The sequence below is a fragment of the Aromatoleum petrolei genome, assembly GCF_017894385.1.
GTDB classification, from domain to species: domain Bacteria; phylum Pseudomonadota; class Gammaproteobacteria; order Burkholderiales; family Rhodocyclaceae; genus Aromatoleum; species Aromatoleum petrolei.
The window spans coordinates 4,618,043-4,637,792 of the sequence record NZ_CP059560.1 but is presented as its reverse complement, the minus strand read 5'-3'; the positions used below and the strand labels follow the sequence as shown (position 1 = coordinate 4,637,792).

At 68.0% G+C, this 19,750-nt stretch carries 20 protein-coding genes; 9 read left to right on the top strand and 11 right to left on the bottom strand.

The features are described 5' to 3' along the window. The first annotated feature begins 265 nt into the window (after positions 1-265). Entirely contained in the window at positions 266-445 is a 180-nt protein-coding gene (locus tag ToN1_RS21275) for a hypothetical protein (RefSeq protein WP_169204653.1), read from the top strand. Here the strand turns inward: ToN1_RS21275 and pqqE are convergent. The 6 genes from pqqE to ToN1_RS21245 form a co-directional block, all read right to left on the bottom strand. Then, on the bottom strand, positions 427-1,587 hold the full coding sequence (pqqE, locus tag ToN1_RS21270; RefSeq protein ID WP_169204668.1) for a pyrroloquinoline quinone biosynthesis protein PqqE: 1,161 nt from the start codon (positions 1,585-1,587) through the stop codon (positions 427-429). The genes ToN1_RS21275 and pqqE overlap by 19 nt on opposite strands. A 14-nt stretch (positions 1,588-1,601) precedes the next feature. Beyond that, positions 1,602-1,868 carry a pyrroloquinoline quinone biosynthesis peptide chaperone PqqD gene (gene pqqD, locus ToN1_RS21265; RefSeq protein WP_169204667.1) on the bottom strand — a complete coding sequence of 89 codons (267 nt, stop codon included), beginning with the start codon at positions 1,866-1,868 and terminating at the stop codon, positions 1,602-1,604. Further along, positions 1,865-2,644, bottom strand: coding sequence for a pyrroloquinoline-quinone synthase PqqC (gene pqqC / locus ToN1_RS21260; protein ID WP_210147893.1), 780 nt, complete (start codon positions 2,642-2,644; stop codon positions 1,865-1,867). Before pqqC ends, pqqD begins: the two co-directional genes overlap by 4 nt. Before the next feature lie 24 nt (positions 2,645-2,668). After that, positions 2,669-3,583: a pyrroloquinoline quinone biosynthesis protein PqqB gene (pqqB, locus tag ToN1_RS21255; protein WP_169204666.1), complete on the bottom strand. Its 915-nt coding sequence runs from the start codon at positions 3,581-3,583 to the stop codon at positions 2,669-2,671. Positions 3,584-3,637: 54 nt separating this feature from the next. Continuing rightward, complete coding sequence (pqqA, locus tag ToN1_RS21250) at positions 3,638-3,712, bottom strand: pyrroloquinoline quinone precursor peptide PqqA (RefSeq protein ID WP_169204794.1); 75 nt, start codon at positions 3,710-3,712, stop codon at positions 3,638-3,640. A 158-nt stretch (positions 3,713-3,870) separates the two neighbouring features. Beyond that, positions 3,871-4,848, bottom strand: coding sequence for a DMT family transporter (locus tag ToN1_RS21245; RefSeq protein WP_169204665.1), 978 nt, complete (start codon positions 4,846-4,848; stop codon positions 3,871-3,873). Positions 4,849-4,943: 95 nt separating this feature from the next. Between ToN1_RS21245 and ToN1_RS21240 the strand changes: the two genes are divergently transcribed. Further along, the gene (locus ToN1_RS21240) at positions 4,944-5,732 is read left to right on the top strand and encodes an AraC family transcriptional regulator (RefSeq protein ID WP_169204664.1); all 789 of its coding nucleotides are present in this window, start codon (positions 4,944-4,946) and stop codon (positions 5,730-5,732) included. A gap of 3 nt (positions 5,733-5,735) precedes the next feature. On the opposite strand, the gene ToN1_RS21235 is transcribed toward ToN1_RS21240, so the two are convergent. Further along, positions 5,736-5,873 (bottom strand): hypothetical protein, encoded by a 138-nt coding sequence (locus ToN1_RS21235; protein ID WP_169204663.1) that lies wholly within the window; start codon positions 5,871-5,873, stop codon positions 5,736-5,738. Positions 5,874-6,406: 533 nt separating this feature from the next. Here ToN1_RS21235 and ToN1_RS21230 point away from each other — a divergent pair. Together ToN1_RS21230 and pip are read left to right on the top strand one after the other, a co-directional pair. After that, positions 6,407-6,628, top strand: coding sequence for a hypothetical protein (locus tag ToN1_RS21230; RefSeq protein ID WP_169204652.1), 222 nt, complete (start codon positions 6,407-6,409; stop codon positions 6,626-6,628). Positions 6,629-6,718: 90 nt separating this feature from the next. Then, positions 6,719-7,693, top strand: a complete 975-nt coding sequence (gene pip / locus ToN1_RS21225; protein WP_169204662.1) for a prolyl aminopeptidase — start codon at positions 6,719-6,721, stop codon at positions 7,691-7,693. Between the two features lie 31 nt (positions 7,694-7,724). On the opposite strand, the gene pgi is transcribed toward pip, so the two are convergent. The 4 genes from pgi to zwf all read right to left on the bottom strand — a co-directional run bounded on the left by pgi (position 7,725) and on the right by zwf (position 12,570). Further along, on the bottom strand, positions 7,725-9,362 hold the full coding sequence (gene pgi, locus ToN1_RS21220; protein ID WP_169204661.1) for a glucose-6-phosphate isomerase: 1,638 nt from the start codon (positions 9,360-9,362) through the stop codon (positions 7,725-7,727). A 2-nt stretch (positions 9,363-9,364) separates the two neighbouring features. Then, positions 9,365-10,282, bottom strand: a complete 918-nt coding sequence (hexR, locus tag ToN1_RS21215) for a transcriptional regulator HexR (protein WP_210147892.1) — start codon at positions 10,280-10,282, stop codon at positions 9,365-9,367. A 75-nt stretch (positions 10,283-10,357) separates the two neighbouring features. Further along, positions 10,358-11,095, bottom strand: coding sequence for a 6-phosphogluconolactonase (pgl, locus tag ToN1_RS21210; RefSeq protein WP_244860852.1), 738 nt, complete (start codon positions 11,093-11,095; stop codon positions 10,358-10,360). A gap of 2 nt (positions 11,096-11,097) precedes the next feature. Continuing rightward, positions 11,098-12,570: a glucose-6-phosphate dehydrogenase gene (zwf, locus tag ToN1_RS21205; RefSeq protein ID WP_169204660.1), complete on the bottom strand. Its 1,473-nt coding sequence runs from the start codon at positions 12,568-12,570 to the stop codon at positions 11,098-11,100. 368 nt (positions 12,571-12,938) lie between these two features. Between zwf and edd the strand changes: the two genes are divergently transcribed. The 5 genes from edd (at position 12,939) to ToN1_RS21180 (ending at position 19,711) form a co-directional block, all read left to right on the top strand. After that, positions 12,939-14,786, top strand: a complete 1,848-nt coding sequence (gene edd, locus ToN1_RS21200) for a phosphogluconate dehydratase (RefSeq protein ID WP_169204659.1) — start codon at positions 12,939-12,941, stop codon at positions 14,784-14,786. Positions 14,787-14,810: 24 nt separating this feature from the next. Next, positions 14,811-15,446: a bifunctional 4-hydroxy-2-oxoglutarate aldolase/2-dehydro-3-deoxy-phosphogluconate aldolase gene (gene eda, locus ToN1_RS21195; protein WP_169204658.1), complete on the top strand. Its 636-nt coding sequence runs from the start codon at positions 14,811-14,813 to the stop codon at positions 15,444-15,446. A 62-nt stretch (positions 15,447-15,508) separates the two neighbouring features. Further along, positions 15,509-16,549, top strand: a complete 1,041-nt coding sequence (locus tag ToN1_RS21190; RefSeq protein ID WP_244860851.1) for an aldose 1-epimerase — start codon at positions 15,509-15,511, stop codon at positions 16,547-16,549. 8 nt (positions 16,550-16,557) lie between these two features. Continuing rightward, a complete protein-coding gene (gene pyk, locus ToN1_RS21185) occupies positions 16,558-17,982 on the top strand; it encodes a pyruvate kinase (RefSeq protein ID WP_169204791.1) in 1,425 nt (474 codons plus the stop codon). 91 nt (positions 17,983-18,073) lie between these two features. Then, positions 18,074-19,711: an NADP-dependent glyceraldehyde-3-phosphate dehydrogenase gene (locus ToN1_RS21180; RefSeq protein WP_169204656.1), complete on the top strand. Its 1,638-nt coding sequence runs from the start codon at positions 18,074-18,076 to the stop codon at positions 19,709-19,711. The last annotated feature ends 39 nt before the right edge of the window (positions 19,712-19,750 follow it).

Here is a 19,750-nt window from a genome sequence, read left to right as displayed (position 1 = left end):
TAAACGGTACGAATTGCGAATTTCTGTTCTCATAATCGCAACAATCGCCCTATCCCCGCGCCTGTCGGTAACGTGCGGGGGTTTCGCTCCCATCGGCCCTGAAGTCGACCATCCGGAGCCGCTGCGCACGGACTGCGACGTGAGCGGCGCATCACGGAGCACCGACCCGTCGGCGGCTCCACATACACAGTCTTACAAAGGAGTCATGCGCGGCGGTGCACGGTGCTCGCCGGCGGCGCGTTGACCACTCATAAGGAGGTCAATCATGGCTCGATTATTTACTGCAATCCTCGTTGCCACCCTGCTAGGCGGCTGTATCGTGCTACCCGCGGGACACGACGGCTACGGCCACCATCACCGGTACTGGGGCGAACGCCATCACGACGGTGGCTACCGCTACTGGAACGACCGCGACGGCTCCTGGCGTTATCGCGAGCGCCGCTGATTATCCTGCCCCTCACCGGCGGCGAGGCGGCGCGATGCGGCGGGATCGCGGAACACCAGCGGCATCGCCCTGCCCTCGCCCCGTTCCGCTCGCGCCAGCGCCTCCGTGACCACATAGTGCGCCGGAGACTTGTCGCACACCGGGTCGGCTGCCGCCGGATCGCCCGCCAGCATGTAGGCCTGGCAGCGACAGCCGCCGAGATCCTTTTCCTTCTCCGGACAGGTGCGGCACGGTTCCTTCATCCAGGCGTCGCCGCGGTAGCGGTTGAAGCCTTCCGACCCGTACCAGATCTCGCGCACGCCCATCTCGCGCACGTTCGGGAACGCCAGGCCGGGCAGCATCTTGGCGGTGTGGCACGGCAGCGCGGTGCCGTCGGGCGTCACGGTGAGGAAGACGTTGCCCCAGCCGTTCATGCACTTCTTCGGCCGCGTCTCGTGATAATCGGGCACGACGAAGAAGATGCGGATACGGTCGCCGTATTTCTCCCGGTACTCGTTCGTGACGCGCTCAGCGCGTTCGAGCTGCGCGCGCGTCGGCAGCAGCTGGTCGCGATTCACCATCGCCCACGAGTAGTACTGGTTGTTGGCTAGCTCCAGATACTCTGCGCCAAGCTCGACCGCCATCTCGATGATGCGATCGATGTAGTCGATGTTGAGGCGATGGATCACGCAGTTCATGACCATCGGCCAGCCGTTGTCCTTGATCATCGCGGCGACGCGCTGCTTGAGATCGAAGGTGCGCGTGTGCGACAGGAAGTCGTTCGACTCGCGCGTGGAGTCCTGGAAGGAGAGCTGGATGTGGTCGAGGCCCGCCGCCTTCAGCGCCGCGGCGCGTTCGGGCGTGAGGCCGACGCCGGAAGTGAGCAGGTTGGTGTAGAAACCCAGGCGGTGCGCTTCGGCGACCAGCACTTCGAGGTCGTCGCGCATCATCGGCTCGCCGCCCGAGAAACCACACTGCACGCTGCCCGTGGCACGCGCCTCGCGCAGCACGCGCAGCCAGTCGTCGGTCGACAACTCCGGCCCGCTCGTCGCGAAATCGACCGGGTTGTAGCAGAATGCGCAGTGCAGCGGACAGCGATAGGTCAGCTCGGCCAGCAGCCACAGCGGCGGGCCCGGCTGCGCCGCGGCGTTCGATCCGGACATCGCGACGCCCTCCCTTACGTTTCGATCCACTGCTGGGTACGCGCCATCGCGAGAAAGTTCGCGACGTCGTCGGCGAGCCCGCTCGCGCCGAAAGCCTCTTCCAGCTCCGCGACGATCGCCGCCACCGTGCGGCTGCCGTCGCAGCGGCGCAGGATCTCGCCCGCGCTCTGGTTGAGCTTCACCATCCCTTCAGGATAGAGCAGCACCCAGGCACTCTGCGCCTCTTCCCACTGCAGGCGGAAGCGGCGCGACACGCGCGGGCAGGCTTCGGCGGCGCTCATGCCTTCGGCCCGGTGATCTCGATCCTGCACTGGCTCAGCATGATCGCGTCGGCCAGCGCCCACAGTACGTCGAGCTTGAACTGCAGGATCTCCAGCGCTCGCTCCTGCAGCGCACGGCTGCGGCTGAAGTAGTCGAGCGTGAAACGCAGGCCGTGTGCGACGTCGCGCCGCGCCTGCGTAAGGCGGTTGCGAAAGTACTGCAGGCCCGCGGTGTCGACCCACGGATACATGTCGGGCCAGGTGTCGATGCGTTGCTGGTGGATGTGCGGCGCAAAGAGCTCGGTAAGGCTCGACGCGATCGCTTCCTGCCACGGCCGCTGGCGCGCGAAATTGACGTAGGCGTCGACCGCGAAACGCGCCGCCGGCACCACGTGGCGCAAGGACGTGACGTCGTCGCGCGTGAGCCCCACGGCCTCGCCCAGGCGGATCCACGCCTCGATGCCGCCCGGATCCTTGATGCCGCCAATCTCGTAGCCGTCGTGGTCCAGCATGCGCTGGATCCACTCGCGGCGGATCTCGCGGTCCGGGCAGTTCGACATGATCGCGGCGTCCTTCACCGGAATCGCGATCTGGTAGTAGAAGCGGTTCGCGACCCAGCCCTGCAGCTGCGCACGCGTGAGCTTCCCTTCGGCCATCATTACGTGGAAGGGATGATGGATGTGGTAGCTCGTGCTCTTGCCGCGCAGGCGGGCTTCGAATTCCTCGCGGCTCAGCGGCGGCTCGTTGGCCATGCCGGTACGGGCGGCGGCATCCTCGATCGCAACGTCGAAATCCATGCTTCTCTCTCCTTCCGCAGACGCTCAGAACGACAGTTCCATACCGTCCCAGCTCACCTCGATGCCGTGTGCAGCGAGCGCCGCGCGCTCCGCACTGTCCTCATCGAGGATCGGGTTCGTGTTGTTGATGTGGATCAGCACCTTGCGCGTCGTGGCGGGCAGGCGGTCGAGCCATTCGATCATCCCGCCCGGCCCCGACTGCGGCAGGTGCCCCATCGCGCGCGAAGTCTTCTGCGAGGCGCCGAGGCGGATCATCTCGTCGTCTGTCCACAAGGTGCCATCGACCAGCACGCAGTCGGCCGCCTGCATCGCGGCCCACACGTGGGGTTCCATCTCGCCGAGGCCCGGCGCGTAGAACACCCGCCGGCCGCTCTTCGCATCGACCAGCGTCACGCCGATGTTGTCGCCGGGCCGCGGCTGGTCGCGGTGCGGCGAGTACGGCGGCGCGTTGCTCGTCAGCGGCAGCGCCTCGAAGGCCACGCCCGGTGCGCCCGCGATGTCGAACCGTCCGGCGAGCGGCACGTCGTGCCAGTCGATGCCGCAGTAATGCCCGAGCACGCCGAAGAGCGGATTGCCCGCCGACAGGTCCTCGCGCACCTCGGCGGTACACCACAACTGATGCGGGGAGCGGTGCTCGCGCAGCATCAGCAGGCCCGTCGTGTGGTCGATCTGCGCGTCGATCAGCACGATCGCGCGGATCGCCGTGTCGCGCAGCGCGCGCCCCGGTTGCAGCGCGGGAAAGCTGCGGACCTGCTGCAGCACGTCGGGCGAGGCGTTGAACAGCACCCAGTTCTCGTCGTCGCCGCTCACCGCGATCGACGACTGCGTGCGGGCCCGGGCACGCACCGTCCCGCGGCGCACGCCGTCGCAGTTGCGGCAATTGCAGTTCCATTGCGGGAATCCGCCGCCCGCCGCCGAACCGAGCACCCTGATCTTCACGTCCGCTCCTCGTCGCTCATCACCCCGGGAGCACCCGCCCCCGGGCCGCGCCCCTTAACGGGTGGCGATGTACATCGTGATTTCGAAGCCGAAGCGGAAATCGCAGGCGGTCGGGGTTTCCCATTTCATGATGTGTCTCCTGTGTGGTCTCTCGTGGTTCGTGGAAGCGGCCGCGACGTTCCTGCCCGGCCGGAACACATGGTGCGCCGACCGCCCCGAACCCACATCACAAAAGTGGGGAAATTCACCTAGCGATTTTCATGAGATCCTCGGCAGAGCCGCCGCGCCTACCCCCTTCTCGCCGCAACGGCTGCAGCCCCACCGCTTGCTCGGCCGGCCCCACCACTCTGCGCACCGGCGGCCATCGTCTTCAGCCATCCATGCCCGCTGACGACCATGATGCCGCCGAGCACCAGCAGCGCCCCCACCAGGAAGCGCGCCTCCAGCGGTTCGTCGAGCAGCAGCGCCCCAAGCACGATGCCGAAGACGGGCGTCAGGAAGGAAAAGACGCCGAGCCGCGAGGCGAGATAGTTCCTGAGCAGCCAGAACCACGCGAGGAAGCTCGCGAAGGACACGACCAGCGTCTGAAATATCAGGCTCGTCCACGCCATCGCCGTCGGATTGAAGCTGTCTTGGCCGAGGCCGATCGCCGCCGCGAGCAGCAGGACGAAGGCGCCGACGAGCTGGTACAGCAGCGTCTGGGCGGGGGCCGTATGCGACAGGCTCGAGACCCGGATCACGACCGTCGTCGCGCCCCAGGCCACGCCGCCGAGCAGTGCGAGAAAGTCGCCCCATCGCATGTCGGCCGCCGAGGCGGCCGGGACCTGCGCGTCGCGTCCGAGGAAGGCCGTCGCCACCCCCGCAAAGGCCAGCGCGATGCCGCTCCACTGGACCCAACCCAGGCGTTCCGCGGGCAGTTTCCAGTGCAGGCCGAGGGCCGCGAAGATCGGCGCGGTGTACAGGAAGACCACCGTGCGCGAAGCGCTCGTGTGCCGGAGCGCCTCGCCAACCATCAGGTATTCGAGCGCGAAGAGCAGGCCGACGACGATGCCCGGCCGCCATGCCTTCAGCGATATCCGCTCCCCGCGCAGGCGCATCAGGACGGCGACGAGCAGTGCGGCGATGCCCGAACGCAGCGAGATCTGCAGGATCGGCGCGATGTCGGCGGCGGCAGCCTTGAGCACGACCTGCTGCAGGCCCCAGATCACGCAGAGCACGACCATCAGGCTCGTCGCCCGGGCGTCCAGCGATTTTCGGTCGTCCATGGAATTTCCTCCGATTCGATCCATGGTCTCGATTGTCGCTTTGGCGATTTCTATTGATATAGTGAGAAACTGCCAAAACCTAGTGCCGGATTGCCATGAAAGCCGTGCAGCAGCCGACGCGACTCGCGCCGCAAGGCGAGCAACTGCCCTCGCCCATCCACTTCCGGGTCGCCGAATCCCCGGCCAACGCGATCTACCCGACACACAAGCACGCGGGCGGAGAGTTCGTGTACGCGTTCCGCGGGGTCATGGAAGTGAAGGTGCTCGGGCTGCACCTGCTGGCGCCGCCCCAATACGGGATCTGGCTGCCGCCCGAAACCGAGCACATCGGCCTGAACCGCAAGGAGGTCGGCCACTGTTCCGTGTATGTCGCGAAGGCGCTGTGCGGACACCTGCCGCGGGTACCGTGCGCGCTCTCGGTCGGCCCGCTGATCGTCGCGATGCTCGAGCGGCTTCGCGAACGGCCACCCAAATCGCCCGCGACGCCCGAAGACGAGCGCTTCCTGCAAGTCCTCGTCGACCAGCTCACCGATGCCCCTTGCGCCGGCAGTTACCTGCCGGCATCGACCGATCCGGTGCTCGCGCCGGTCCTCCAAATGCTGGAAGCCCGCCCCGAAGACAACCGCTCGCTGCCGGAGCTCGCCCGCCTTGCCAACACCACCGAACGCACGCTGATCCGGCGCTGCCAGCGCGACCTCGGCATGTCGCTGTCGGAATGGCGCCAGCGCCTGCGCATCCTGCGCGCGATGCCGCTGCTCGAATCGGGCCGCAGCGTCGAATCGGTCGCGCTGGACCTCGGCTATTCCAGCTCGTCCGCGTTCATCACGATGTTCCGCAAGCTGATGCACGTGACACCGGCGGAATTCGCGAAGTCGGGGAAGTGACCGTCACGCCGCGTGGAGGGCGACGAATCCCGCGACAGTCTCGCGCTCGGTGACCAGCCCGTTCTCGACGGCGTGCAGATCGGCATAAACCGTGACACTGCGGCGGGAGCCGGCCAACCCGGCGAGTCGCCCATTCGGCATGGCTCCCGCTCAAGTGGCGTGCAGTCAGCAAACTGCCGTTGGGTGGCTTAAAAGACGTATAGCCGCTTGGGATCGGCTCCGGCTGTAGCCATCGGGCGAGGCCGAGACCATTTCTTTTCGACGACACTAGACCGGGCCCGAACATAATTCCAAGGCGCACGAAGTCGGATGTGGGGGCATGACGTGGCCTTCAGCGTGGTCGCCCTTCCCTCCATTTCGTGTTTGCCTCGTTCCCGGAAGTACGGCCAGGACTATCTGCCTTGATGCGGCCTCGGCAGCCCAACGGTGATTCGACAGAACGAACACTTCTCCTCAACCTGTTGGACACTACCCACCGTTTGGCCTCCGCCACCAGCACCATCAGCGCCTTCGTCGCGATCGGCACTGCTTAATATTTATTCATTTTTCAATACCTTAGCCTGCCTCGCGGCGCCCATCTCGCCACCCTGGCGCGCTTTCTGCAAGAGCAGTGACGAGCGCAACATCCGGCTCACTACCACCAGAAACGCGACTCACACTTTGGGAGAACCGCCATGACCCACCTCACAATCCACGACCTGCCCGTCACCGAAGACCTTGACGCCGAGGACATGAGCGCCGTGCGCGGCGGGATTTGGGATTATTCGAACCGACTCGGCCTACTCGGTCAGATGTTGGAGGACCAACAGGATCGCAATTACGGCGATCCTTTCCACCCTACGACCCTGGACGCGGCCGCCCACCAAGCACTCGAAGGATGGGTCTCAATTCCTTGAGATGATCATTGCGTTGAGGAGCGCCGACCGTCTTGTCATGAGCGTGTCGGCGCCGCTCAATTTCTGCCCGCTTGCGTTAGCATCGGATGCATGGCCACCGTCCCCGATCCCGCAATCGGCACCCTCTTCCCGCCCGCCGAGCCTTGGCAATCCGGCCGGCTCGACGTCGGTGACGGGCACTCGATTTATTTCGAGCAGTGCGGCGATCCCACCGGCATCCCGCTCGTGGTGCTGCACGGCGGCCCCGGCAGCGGCTGCTCGCCGCGCATGCGGCAGATCTTCGATCCGATGCGCTTCCGCATCGTGCTCTTCGACCAGCGCGGCTGCGGACGCAGCACGCCGCACGGCGAATGCGCGCAGAACACGACCGCGGACCTCGTCGCCGACATCGAGCGGCTGCGCCGCCACGTGGGCGTGGAACGCTGGCTGGTGACCGGCGGCTCCTGGGGGGCTGCGCTAGCCGTTGCGTATGCCGCGGCACATCAGGAAGCCTGCCTCGGCGCGATCCTGCGCGGCATCTTTCTCACCGGCGCCGCGGACCTGGAGTGGTTCTTCGCGGGCGCCGGCGGGCGTTTCCCGCAAGCCTGGCAGGCGCTCGACGAGGTAACGCCGGGTCAGCTGCATATGGCGCTCAGGGATCGCCTGTTCGACGCCGTGCTCGGAGACGACGAAGGCCTCTCAGCGGAAACGGTTCGCCGCTGGATGCAATGGGAAGCGACCCTGGACGGCGGCGCCCCGGCTCCGCTACCGGAGTTTCCCGACGCGGCGACGCGGGCGGTGTTGGTCGCGAAGTATCGGGTGCAGGCACACTACCTGCGCCATCAGTGCTTCCTCGGCGAGGAGCAACTCCTCGAACTCGCAGCGTCGCTCGCCGGCCTGCCGGTGGCGATCCTGCACGGGGAGAAGGATCTCGTATGCCGGGTCGAGAATGCCCGGCGCCTGCACCGCGCGGTGCCGGGGAGCCGGCTGCGGGTCGTTGCGCATGCTGGGCACAATCCCTTCGCGGCGGAGATGCTGCACGCGCTACGCGATGCGGCGATGCAATTCGCCCCCGAACCCGACTGACGCCCCCGCCGCTTAGCGGCTGTCGTGAAACTCAGCCCGCCGCGCGCACCGCGGCGATCAGCCCTTCCGTCGATGCATCGTGCTCGCTGCGCGTGCCGCCCGCGAGTTCGCCGGCGATGCGGCTGGCGATCTGCTTGCCCAGCTCGACGCCCCACTGGTCGAAGGCGTTGATGCCCCAGATCACGCTCTGCACGAAGACCTTGTGCTCGTAGAGCGCGATGAGCGCACCCAGCGAACGCGGCGAGAGGTCGGGAAGCAGCAGCGTGTTGCTCGGGCGGTTGCCGGGGAAGATGCGGTGCGGCACCAGCGCCTCCAGCGCGTCGCCCGACAGGCCGCCGGCGGCGAGTTCGCTGCGCACTTCGTCTGCGGTCTTGCCGACCATCAGCGCCTTGCTCTGCGCGATGCAGTTGGCGAGCAGCAGGCGGTGGTGTTCGGCCAGCGCGTGGCTCGCCTTCAGCGGCGCGATGAAGTCGACCGGAATCAGGTCCGTGCCTTGGTGCAGCAGTTGGAAGAAGGCGTGTTGGCCGTTGGTGCCGGGTTCGCCCCAGATCACCGGGCAGGTGGCAGTGTCGACGGGCTGGCCGTCGCGCGTCACCGACTTGCCGTTGCTTTCCATCTCGAGCTGCTGCAGGTAGGCCGGCAGGCGGGCGAGCGCCTGCGCATAGGGCGCGATCGAGAGGCTCGCCGAGCCGAAGAAGCCGCGATACCACACGCCCAGCAGGCCGAGGATCACCGGCATGTTGGCCTCGAGCGGGGCTTCGGCGAAGTGGCGGTCCATCGCGTGTGCGCCTTTCAGCAACTGCTCGAAGTTGTCGCGGCCGACGTAGAGCGCGATCGGCAGGCCCACGGCCGACCACATCGAGTAGCGCCCGCCGACCCAGTCCCAGAAGCCGAACATGTTGGCGGTGTCGATGCCGAAGGCGGCGACGCGCTCGGCGTTGGTGGACACGGCGACGAATTGCTTCGCGACGTCCGCCTCGCTGCCTCCGTTGGCGAGGAACCAGGCACGCGCGCTGGCGGCGTTGGTCATCGTCTCGATGGTCGTGAAGGTTTTCGAAGCGATGATGAAGAGGGTGCGCGCGGGCTTGACCTTCGCGAGCACGCCGGCGAGGTGATCGCCGTCGATGTTGGACACGAAGTGCATCGTCAGGCGTTCGTGGCCGCAGGCGGCGAGCGCCTGGCAGGCCATCGCGGGACCGAGGTCGGAGCCGCCGATGCCGATGTTGACGATGTCGGTGATCGTTTCGCGCGTGAAGCCGCGCCAGCGCCCCTCACGCACGCCTTCGGCGAAGTCGCCCATGCGTGCGAGGACCTCGCGCACGGCCGGCATGACGTCGCGGCCGTCGAGCTCGACCGGTGCGTCGCTGCGATTGCGCAGCGCGACGTGCAGCACGGCGCGATCTTCGGTGGTGTTGATGCGCTTGCCGGAGAACATCGCGGCGCGCCCGGCGTCGAGGCCGCGTTCGCGCGCGAGCGTGGTGAGCAGTTCGAGCGTGCGCGGCACGAGGCGGTTCTTCGAGTAGTCGAGGAAGAGGCCGGCTGCGCGCAGCGAGAGGCGCTCGAAGCGCCCGGCGTCGGCTGCGAAGAGATCGCGCAGGTGCTGCTCGCCCAGTTCGTCGCGATGCGCGGCGAGTGCGCGCCAGGCGGGGGAGTTCGTCAATGAAGTCATGCTTATGCTTCGAATCCGCGGATGCGCTTGTCGCGCAGGGTCTGCTTGGTGCGCTCGAGGCGCTTGATGAGTTCGGGGCCGCTCGCGAGCGCGACGCTCACCGACAGCACGTCGATGATCGCCAGATGCGCGATGCGCGAGGTCATCGGGGCATAGACGTCGGGATCTTCCGGCACGTCGGCTGCGAGCAGCACGGTCGCCGCGCGGGCGAGCGGCGAGCCGCTGGCGGTGATCGCGATTACCTCGGCACCCGCTTCGCGCGCCAGTTCGCACGCACGAATGATCTCGGGCGTGCGTCCGCTCGCGGAGATCGCTACGACGACGTCGCCCTCCTCCAGCAAGGTCGCGGCCATGCCCTGGGTGTGGGGGTCGCTGTAGGCGACGGCGGGGATGCCGAAACGGAAGAACTTGTGCTGCGCATCCGTGGCGACGATGCCCGAATTGCCGATACCGTAGAACTCCATGCGCCCGGCGCGCGTGACGAGTTCCACCGCACGCTGCAGGCGCACGGCGTCGAGCTGGTTACGCACGCTCATCAGCGCGCCGATGGTGCGGTTGAAGACCTTGGGCGCGACTTCGTCGAGCGAATCGTCCGGCCCGACGTCGCGATGCACGTAGGGCACACCGCTCGCGAGGCTTTGCGCGAGGCGCAGCTTGAATTCCTTGAAGCCGGTGAAGCCCAGCGCATTGACGAAGCGCGCGACGGTCGGCTGGCTCACGCCGACGCGGTAGGCGAGTTCCGCGATCGAGATGTTGAGCACCTCGTTCGGATGAGCGAGCACGAACTCGGCAACGGCACGCTCGGACTTGCGCAAATCGTCGAAGGACGCCTCGATGCGCGCGAGCAGCGGGCTCGTCTGCCGTTGGCCGGTCGCATCCGGCACCTCGCCGGACGATGTGATGATCGGTTGATTTTCCATTTCAGTCAGCCTGGTTCCAGTGTTGCGCGGTTTCGTGCGCCGCCGCTCGGGTTGGAAGCCTAGCCCATCCGCATGTCACGTGGAGGGGGAGAAGAATACATGCATCGGCGTGCGCCGTTGTCGCAGAAGTGTGGCGATCGGAAAACTTTCGTTTCCGCCCCCTGAGGCCTCGATCACCGCTCGCTTCGCGGCGCCGCTGATCGGCAGCAGGATACGGCGGGCATCGAGCAGCGCGGACAGCCCCAGCGTCATGCGCGCGTGCGGCGCGGCCGGCGGGACGGTTGCCGCAAGCGCGGGGCCGGACTCCGACAGCAGCTCGCCCAGCCGCGGGATGCCCGGGAAGATCGACGCGAAATGCCCGTCGTCCCCCATGCCCAGCACCACCACGTCGAACGGCCGCGCGATCGCGCCGAGCCGGGCCGCGCACGCGGCGAGGCCGTCGCCGGGCGAATTCTCGCCGCCATACAGCGGCACGAAGCGCGCCTCCGCCGCCGGCCCCTGCAGCAGGTTGGCGGCGACGAGGCCGGCGTTGCTGTCGGGGTGGTCCGCCGGCACCCAGCGCTCGTCGGCGAGCGTGACGGCGACGCGCGACCAGTCGAGCTTGCGCTGGCCCAGCGCGCGCAGGAAGGGAATCGGGCTGCGCCCGCCGGAGACGACGAGGCTCGCGCGGCCGCGCGCGCCGATCGCGTGGCGCAGCATCGCGGCGACGCGGTCGGCGAGCGCCGCGGACATCGTCGCGGCGTCGGGAAAGACATCCTGCGCGACGTGGCGCGGGAGATTCAAGGCGTGATCGAGTTCCATCGCGAGTTCCATGATCAGGAATCCTGCAGCCACGCGAGACCGTCGCGCCCGACCAGCGCACTGGAGGCGGCGGGCCCCCAGGTGCCTGCGGTGTAGGGCCGCGGCGGGGTCGGGTCTTGCTCCCAACCTTCGAGGATGGGCTCGATCCAGCGCCACGCGGCGTCGAGTTCGTCGCGGCGCATGAAGAGCGTGAGCTTGCCGCGGATCACGTCCATCAGCAGGCGCTCGTAGGCATCCCACTGGCGGCCGTGGTAGGTCTCGGCAAAGTCGAGGTTGAGCGCGACCGGGCGCAGGCGCATCTCGTCGCCCGGCACCTTGGCCATCAGGTGAAGTTCGAGCCCTTCGTCGGGCTGCAGGCGGATCACCAGGCGGTTGGGCGCGCGCTCGCCCGAGAGCGAGGGGAACAGCGCGTGCGGCACGTCGCGGAAGTTCACGACGATCTCGGCGAGGCGGTCCTGCATGCGCTTGCCGGTGCGCAGGTAGAAGGGCACGCCGGCCCAGCGCCAGTTGTTGAGCTCGGCCTTCAGCGCGACGAAGGTCTCGGTGCGGCTGCCGGCGGGGATGCCAGCCTCCTCCAGGTAGGCCGGCACGGGACGGCCCTCGACGGCGCCGGCGCGGTACTGGCCACGCACGGTGCGGGAGGCGACATCCTCGGGCGTCATCGGGCGCAGCGAGCGCAGCACCTTGAGCTTCTCGTCGCGCATCGCGTCGGGGTCGATGCTCGCGGGCGGCTCCATCGCGACGATGCACAGGAGCTGCAGCAGGTGGTTCTGCACCATGTCGCGCAGCGCGCCGGTGTTGTCGTAGAACTCGCCGCGCCCTTCGACGCCGACGGTCTCGGCGAGCGTGATCTGCACGTCGCGCACGCAACCACGGCTCCACAGGGGTTCGAACAGCGTGTTGCCGAAGCGCAGCGCGATCAGGTTCTGCACCGTCTCCTTGCCGAGGTAGTGGTCGATCCGGTAGATCTGCTCTTCCTTGAAGATCGCGCCGACCTGTTCGTTGATCTGGCGCGCCGAGGCGAGATCGCGCCCGAGCGGCTTTTCCAGCACGACACGGCTGTCGGGCGTGACGAGGCCCGCTGCGCCGAGGTTCTCGCAGATCGACGCGAACAGGCTGGGCGCGGTCGCCAGATAGAACACGCGCACGCGCGCCGGGTTGTCGCCGAGCGTGGCGCCCAGGCGCTCGAAGTCGCCCGGCTCGCGGGCATCGACGCGCACATAGTCCAGCGTGCCCGCGAAAGCCGCCCACGCCGCGTCGTCGAAATCGCGCGCGGCGACGAACTTGCGTGCCGCGGCCTCGACCTTCGCCACATACGCTTCGCGCGAAAGCTCTTCGCGCCCGACGCCGACGATGCGCCAGCGCGCGGTGTTGCCGCCGGCAACGCTGTCGCGATGACGGTAATACAAGGCGGGGAGCAGCTTGCGCATCGCGAGATCGCCGCTGCCACCGAACAGGATCAGGTCGAACGCTTCAAGAGGGATCAATTTTTTGCCTCGTCCATATGTTCTTGTGGAACCGCCGCTCATCCGGGGCTGCCGGAGGGCGTCGGTAGTAAATCTACAGCGAATTAAAGGCGGAAAAATGTAGCAAGTCAACAGAAACTTTAACGGCCGCAACGAGTAACAGGTTCGACCCGCGTTCCGCCAGATTCATGGCCTTCCGCCTGTTTTACGAATCTCAAAGCGCTTTGCAAACGGCCAGCGAATCAACACGCCGTCTACAAGATTTCGCTTTTTCTGCGAAAAGGGGCTTGCATTTCTACATGTAGCAAATCTACACTTGTCTCAAAGCAAGCCGCCAAACGCCCTCCACGAGGGACACGAAGGCGGCGCCACGACACAAAGGAGGCTACATGTCCCTCAACCCCATCCTCGCCCGCGTCACCGACCGTATCCGCACCCGCAGTGCCGCCTCACGCGCCGCCTATCTGCTGCGGATGGATGCCGCGAGCCGCGCGGCCGGCACCGCGCGCACCCACGTTTCCTGCGCCAACCAGGCGCACGCCTACGCCGCCTTCGAGCCGAACGACAAGCTGGTGCTGCGCCAGGCGCGCCTGCCCAACCTCGGGATCGTGTCCGCCTACAACGACATGCTCTCCGCCCACCAGCCCTTTGAACGCATGCCCGCGCTGATCAAGGACGCGGCGCGCCGCGCCGGGGCGGTGGCGCAGTTCGCGGGCGGCGTGCCGGCGATGTGCGACGGCGTCACGCAGGGCGAAGCGGGCATGGAGCTGTCGCTCTTCTCGCGCGACGTGATCGCGATGTCGACGGCGGTCGCGCTGTCGCACAACGTCTTCGACGGCGTGCTGTGCCTGGGCGTGTGCGACAAGATCGTACCGGGCCTGCTCATCGGCGCGCTGCAGTTCGGCCACCTGCCGACGATCTTCGTGCCGGCCGGCCCGATGACGACCGGCATCGGCAACGACGACAAGGCGCGCGTGCGGCAGCAGTTCGCGCAGGGCCTGGCGACGCGCGAGGAGCTGCTGGCGTCGGAGATGGCCGCCTACCACGGCCCCGGCACCTGCACCTTCTACGGCACCGCGAACAGCAACCAGATGCTGATGGAAGTGATGGGCCTGCACCTGCCCGGCGCGGCCTTCGTGAATCCGGGCACCGAATTGCGCGACAGCCTCACCCGCGCCGCCGCGCAGCGCCTCGCGCGCATCACGCGCCAGGGCGACGAGTACCTCCCGATCGCCAGGATCGTCGATGAACGCGCGATCGCCAACGCCATCGTCGGCCTGCTCGCCACCGGCGGCTCGACCAACCACACGATCCACCTCGTCGCGATCGCCGCCGCCGCGGGCATTCACATCGACTGGAACGACTTCGACGAGCTGTCCGCCGTGGTGCCGCTGCTCACGCGCATCTACCCCAACGGCAGCGCCGATGTGAACCACTTCCACGCCGCCGGCGGCATGGGCTTCCTGATCCGCGAGCTGCTCGGCGCGGGGCTGCTGCACGGCGATGTGACGACGGTGATGGGCGAAGGCCTGGCGCGGCACACCGAGGAACCCTGCTTCGACGGAGACAAGGTCGCGTGGCGGCCCGCCGTCGCGGAAAGCCTCGACACCACGGTGCTGCGCCCGGCGACGGATCCGTTCAGCGCCGACGGCGGCCTGAAGCTGCTGAAGGGCAACCTGGGACGCTCGGTGATCAAGGTGTCCGCGGTGAAGCCCGAGCACCGCATCGTCGAGGCACCGGCCATCGTCTTCAGCGGCCAGGACGACCTGATGGCGGCCTTCAAGCGCGGCGAACTGGCGCGCGACTTCATCGCCGTGGTGCGGTTCCAGGGCCCGCGCGCGAACGGCATGCCCGAGCTGCACAAGCTGACCCCCGCGCTCGCGGTGCTGCAGGAGCAGGGCTACCGCGTCGCGCTGGTCACCGACGGGCGCATGTCGGGCGCCTCCGGCAAGGTGCCGGCGGCGATCCACGTGACGCCGGAATGCCTGTCCGGCGGACCGCTCGCGAAGGTGCGCGACGGCGACCTGATCCGCCTCGACGCCGCGGCCGGCACGCTGGAGGCGCTGGTCGATACCGCCGAATGGGCCGCGCGCGAGGTCGCGACGGCCGATCTCGCCGCCAACCAGCACGGCGTCGGCCGCGAACTCTTCTTCAATGCCCGCGCCAACGCCTGCGGTGCCGAACAGGGGGCCAGCACCTTCGGCTCCACCCTGCCCAGCCCGCTGCCGGTCGCCTGATCCCGAATTCCGGAGAAACCAAGAATGGATATCAACACCCTGCTCGCCGCCAGCCCCGTGATGCCAGTGATCGTGCTCGACAAGGTCGCCGACGCGGTGCCCCTCGCCCGCGCGCTGGTCGCCGGCGGCATCCGCGTGCTGGAGGTTACGATGCGCACCGCCGCCGCGCTGGAGAGCGTACGCGCGATCCGCGCCGAAGTGCCGGACGCGATCGTCGGCGTGGGGACCGTCGTGACGCCCGCGGACCTCGCCGCTGCGGCCGAAGCGGGTGCCGTGTTCGCGGTGAGCCCCGGCGCCTCGGCCGAGCTGCTGCGTGCCGGGCGCGAGTCGGCGATCCCGCTGCTGCCGGGCGTGATGACGCCCTCCGACGTGATCAACACGCTGGCCGCCGGCTACACCGCGATGAAGCTCTTCCCCGCGGCACAGGCGGGCGGCATCGGCATGCTGAAAGCGCTCGACGGCCCCTTCCCACAGGTGCGCTTCTGCCCGACCGGCGGGATCGACCTCGCGAGCGCGCCGAACTTCCTCGCGCTGCCCAACGTCGCGTGCGTCGGCGGCTCCTGGCTCACGCCCGCCGACCGCGTGCGCGCCGGCGACTGGGCGGCGATCACCGAACTCGCCCGCGCCGCCGCGGCACTGCGCCCGAGCGAGGCCGCGTGATGATCGTCGCGTCCGCGCCCGTCGCGCCCCCTGCCGCGAACCGGAACAGGAACACCTTCCGTATGCGCAAGGTGCTGCGCTCCGGCATGGAGGCGATCGAACTGCATGACGAGCGCAGCGGTGCCGTCGCGGTCTTCGCGCACCGCGGCGCGACGCTGCTCGACTGGCGCGTGCGCGACGGCAGCGAACTGGTGGCGCTGACCGACGGCTTCGTCTCCGCGGAAGAGCTCGCCAGCCAGAACGGCGTGCGCAATGGCATCCTCGCCCCCTTCCCCAACCGGATCGCCGACGGGCGCTACCGCTTCGACGGACGCGATCACGACCTGCTGCCCGGCGTTCCCGCCGCCGACCGGCTGATCTACCACGGTTTCCTTCGCACCATGGACCTCAAGGTCGCGAACGTGCAGGAGACCACCGCCGGCATCAGTGTGCTCTTCACGGGAGCGATCGCGGCCGATGCCTTCCCCGGCTATCCCTTCGCGCTGAAATTCAATGTGCGCGTGAGCTTCGCGGCGCGCAGCATCGGGCTCACGGTGACGGCGACCAACGTCGGCGAGCGTGCCGCGCCCTACGCCGCGGGCTGGCATCCGTATTTCCGCCTGGGCGATGCGCCCCTCGACAGCCTGGAGCTGACGATCCCCGCATCCCGCTGCGTCGTCACCGATGCGAAGCTCCTGCCGCTCGACGGCGAGGCCGCCTTCCTGCCGGTCGACGAGGCATCCCTGCCGGACTTCCGCCAGCCGCGTCCGCTCGGCGCCGCGGTGATCGACGGCTGCTATGCCGGCGCCGCACCCGGTGCCGACGGCCTGATCCGCAGCCGCCTGCGCGACCCCGCGACCGGCCGGCAGCTCACGATCTGGCAGCGCGGCGGCCTGACGCACGTCTTCACCGGCGACACGCTCGCCCGCGATGCGCGCCGTGCGATCGCGATCGAGCCGGTCGAGGCGATGACCGACGCCTTCAACCGCCCGGACTGTGCGCGCGACATCCGCCTGTCGCCGGGCGCCACCTCCAGCTTCGCCTGCGGCGTCGGGTTCGACGTCGATGCAGCGCGCACGTCCTCCACCTCCTCGTCCAACCGCTTTTCGGCGACCACCGCGTGAGACCCCAGATGCCCGGCAAGAACACCAAGATCATCGCAACCGTCGGCCCCGCGAGTGCCGACGAGGACACCTTGCGCGCGCTCGCGGAATCCGGGGCGGACGTGTTCCGCCTGAACTTCAGCCACGGCACGCACGACGACCACCGCGCCGTTTACCAGCGCATCCGCGCCGTCGAAGAGCGACTCGGCCGCCCGATCGGCGTGCTGATCGACCTGCAGGGGCCGAAGCTGCGCCTGGGCACCTTCGCCGAGGGCGGCGTCACGCTGACACGCGGCGACCGCATCCGCTTCGACCTCGACCCCGCGCCGGGCAACGCCGGGCGCGTGTCCATCCCGCACCCCGAGATCATCGCGGCGGTCGGCCCCGGCCACGTGCTGCTGGTCGACGACGGCAAGATGCGCCTGCAGGTGGTCGCGAAGGGCGAAGGCGTGCTGGAGATGGAAGCGCTGACCGACGGGCGCCTGTCGGACCGCAAGGGCGTGAACGTTCCCGACGTCGCGCTGCCGCTCTCGGCGCTCACCGCCAAGGACCGCCGCGACCTCGCCTTCGGCCTGGAACTGGGCATCGACTGGGTCGCGCTGTCCTTCGTGCAACGCGCCGCGGACATCGTCGAGGCGCGCGCGCTGATCGGCGACAAGGCGCTGCTGATGGCGAAGATCGAGAAACCTTCGGCGCTGGTCGAACTCGAAGAAATCATCGCCCAGGCCGACGGCATCATGGTCGCACGCGGCGACCTCGGCGTGGAACTTCCGCCCGAGGACGTGCCTGGCCTGCAGAAGCGCATCGTGCGGCTGTGCCGCCGCGCCGGCAAGCCGGTGGTGGTCGCCACACAGATGCTCGAATCGATGATCTCGGCCCCTGCGCCCACCCGCGCCGAAGCCTCCGACGTCGCCACCGCGGTGTTCGACGGCGCCGATGCGGTGATGCTGTCGGCCGAGACCGCGTCCGGCAAGTACCCCGCCGACGCGCTCGCGATGATGAGCCGCATCATCGCCCGCACCGAGGCCGATCCGCTGCAGCGCCAGCTGATGGAAGCGGTCGGCGCCGATCCCAAGGGCAACACCACCGACGCGATCGGCACCGCGATCCGCGCCGTCGCGGAAACGCTACCGCTGTCGGCGACGGTGGCCTTCACGGCCTCCGGTTCGACTGCGCTGCGGATCGCGCACCAGCGTCCGCGCTCGCCGATCCTGGGCCTTACGCCCTCGCAGTTGGTCGCGCGCCGGCTGTGCGTCGTGTGGGGCGTACGCTCGCGCCGGTCGGTCGAAGCCTGCGCGGTCGAGGAGATCGTCAATGTCGCGATCGAGCACTGCCGCGCCGAAGGTCTCACCGCGCCCGGCCAGGCCGTCGTCGTCACCGCCGGCGTGCCCTTCGGGACCCCCGGCAGCACCAACCTGCTGCGCCTCGCGTGGCCGGCCGGAGCAGCATCGTAGGGCGGAAACGCGCAGTGCATCCCGCCACGCGGCGCCCGGAGCACCACAGTCCGCCCCACGCGAAACGTATTCAAGAGAGAACGAGAGAGACATGAACGCCACCACCATCCAAGCCCGCCTGCACGCCCTCTTCCCCACCGAAACCGACATCCCGGCCGACTGCCGCATCCTCGCGCCGCTGCACCAGCGCGCGATCCTGCTCAACGGCGAGATGCAGATCTGGAAGGGCGAGACCCGCCCGGTGTATTCCCCCGTCGCAATGCGCGGCGCCGACGGCAGCCTGACGCACGTCGAACTGGGCAGCTTCCCCGTCACCGGCACCGATGAAGCCGACGCCGCGATCGCCGCCGCGGCGAAGGCCTACGACAACGGCCGCGGCCAGTGGCCGACGATGTCGGTCGCGGACCGCATTGCCTGCGTCGAGAACTTCACCAACCAGATCGTCGCGCGCCGCCGCGAGATCGTGAACCTGATCATGTGGGAGATCGGCAAGAGCCTCGCCGACTCGGAGAAGGAGTTCGACCGCACAATCGACTACATCAAGGCGACCATCGCCGAACTGAAGAACCTCGACAACGCCAACTCGCGCTTCCAGATCGTCGACGGCACGATCGCGCAGATCCGCCGCTCGCCGCTGGGCATCGTGCTGTGCATGGGCCCGTACAACTACCCGATGAACGAGACCTTCTGCACCCTGATCCCGGCACTGATCATGGGCAATGTCGTGCTCTTCAAGCCGCCACGCTTCGGCGTGCTGCTGTACTACCCGATGCTGGAAGCCTTCCGCAGCGCCTTCCCGGCTGGCGCGATCAACATCGTGTATGGCCAGGGCAGCGTCGTCGTGCCGCACATCATGAGTTCCGGCAAGGTGAACGTGCTCGCGCTCATCGGCACCAGCAAGGTCGCAGACCAGCTGAAGAAGGCCCATCCGAAGACCAACCGCCTGCGCGCGGTGCTGGGCCTCGAAGCCAAGAACGCCGCGATCATCCTGCCGGATGCGGACATCGAGCTGACGGTCAAGGAATGCATCGCCGGTTCCCTGTCCTTCAACGGCCAGCGCTGCACCGCGATCAAGATGATCCTCGTGCACCAGGCGATCGCCGACCAGTTCCTGCGCCGCTTCTGCGAGGAGATCGGCAAGCTCAAGATCGGCATGCCGTGGGAAAAGGGCGTCACGATCACGCCGCTGCCGGAGATGGCCAAGGTCGCCTACATGAACGAGTGCATCGAGGATGCCGTCGCGAAGGGCGCGAAGGTGCTCAACGAGAACGGCGGCGCCTCGGTCGAGACGATGTTCTACCCGGCCGTGGTGTTCCCGGTGAAGGAAGGGATGAAGCTCTACCGCGAGGAGCAGTTCGGCCCGGTGATCCCGGTCGCGCCGTTCGAGGACATCGAGACCGCGCTCGATTACGTAATCACGTCCGACCACGGCCAGCAGGTGTCGATCTTCGGCACGAATCCCGACCAGATCGCGAGCCTCGTCGATCCGCTGGTGAACCAGGTCTGCCGCGTGAACCTCAACGCGCAGTGCCAGAGGAGCCCCGACGTGTTCCCCTTCGCCGGCCGCAAGGATTCGGCCGAAGGCACGCTGTCCGTGCATGACGCGCTGCGCTCATTCTCGATCCGCACGATGGTCGCCGCGAAGCAGACCGAGGCGTCGAAGAAGCTCCTCGACAGCATCGTGCTCGGCAACAAGTCGAACTTCGTGAATACGCGCTTCATCCTGTAAGCGCCCCGCGTTCCTCCCTCGGGCCGGTATCACCGCTCT

What these genes read in the sequence shown, in the direction of transcription:
- ToN1_RS21275 (WP_169204653.1), top strand. Translation starts at nt 266, where the DNA reads ATGGCTCGATTATTTACTGCAATCCTCGTTGCCACCCTGCTAGGCGGC.
- hexR (WP_210147892.1), bottom strand. Translation starts at nt 10,282, where the DNA reads ATGGAAAATCAACCGATCATCACATCGTCCGGCGAGGTGCCGGATGCG.
- ToN1_RS21235 (WP_169204663.1), bottom strand. Translation starts at nt 5,873, where the DNA reads ATGCCGAATGGGCGACTCGCCGGGTTGGCCGGCTCCCGCCGCAGTGTC.
- eda (WP_169204658.1), top strand. Translation starts at nt 14,811, where the DNA reads ATGGATATCAACACCCTGCTCGCCGCCAGCCCCGTGATGCCAGTGATC.
- pgi (WP_169204661.1), bottom strand. Translation starts at nt 9,362, where the DNA reads ATGACTTCATTGACGAACTCCCCCGCCTGGCGCGCACTCGCCGCGCAT.
- pqqE (WP_169204668.1), bottom strand. Translation starts at nt 1,587, where the DNA reads ATGTCCGGATCGAACGCCGCGGCGCAGCCGGGCCCGCCGCTGTGGCTG.
- pyk (WP_169204791.1), top strand. Translation starts at nt 16,558, where the DNA reads ATGCCCGGCAAGAACACCAAGATCATCGCAACCGTCGGCCCCGCGAGT.
- ToN1_RS21240 (WP_169204664.1), top strand. Translation starts at nt 4,944, where the DNA reads ATGAAAGCCGTGCAGCAGCCGACGCGACTCGCGCCGCAAGGCGAGCAA.
- pqqC (WP_210147893.1), bottom strand. Translation starts at nt 2,644, where the DNA reads ATGGATTTCGACGTTGCGATCGAGGATGCCGCCGCCCGTACCGGCATG.
- pgl (WP_244860852.1), bottom strand. Translation starts at nt 11,095, where the DNA reads ATGGAACTCGCGATGGAACTCGATCACGCCTTGAATCTCCCGCGCCAC.
- pqqD (WP_169204667.1), bottom strand. Translation starts at nt 1,868, where the DNA reads ATGAGCGCCGCCGAAGCCTGCCCGCGCGTGTCGCGCCGCTTCCGCCTG.
- ToN1_RS21180 (WP_169204656.1), top strand. Translation starts at nt 18,074, where the DNA reads ATGAACGCCACCACCATCCAAGCCCGCCTGCACGCCCTCTTCCCCACC.
- ToN1_RS21190 (WP_244860851.1), top strand. Translation starts at nt 15,509, where the DNA reads ATGCGCAAGGTGCTGCGCTCCGGCATGGAGGCGATCGAACTGCATGAC.
- edd (WP_169204659.1), top strand. Translation starts at nt 12,939, where the DNA reads ATGTCCCTCAACCCCATCCTCGCCCGCGTCACCGACCGTATCCGCACC.
- pip (WP_169204662.1), top strand. Translation starts at nt 6,719, where the DNA reads ATGGCCACCGTCCCCGATCCCGCAATCGGCACCCTCTTCCCGCCCGCC.
- ToN1_RS21230 (WP_169204652.1), top strand. Translation starts at nt 6,407, where the DNA reads ATGACCCACCTCACAATCCACGACCTGCCCGTCACCGAAGACCTTGAC.
- ToN1_RS21245 (WP_169204665.1), bottom strand. Translation starts at nt 4,848, where the DNA reads ATGGACGACCGAAAATCGCTGGACGCCCGGGCGACGAGCCTGATGGTC.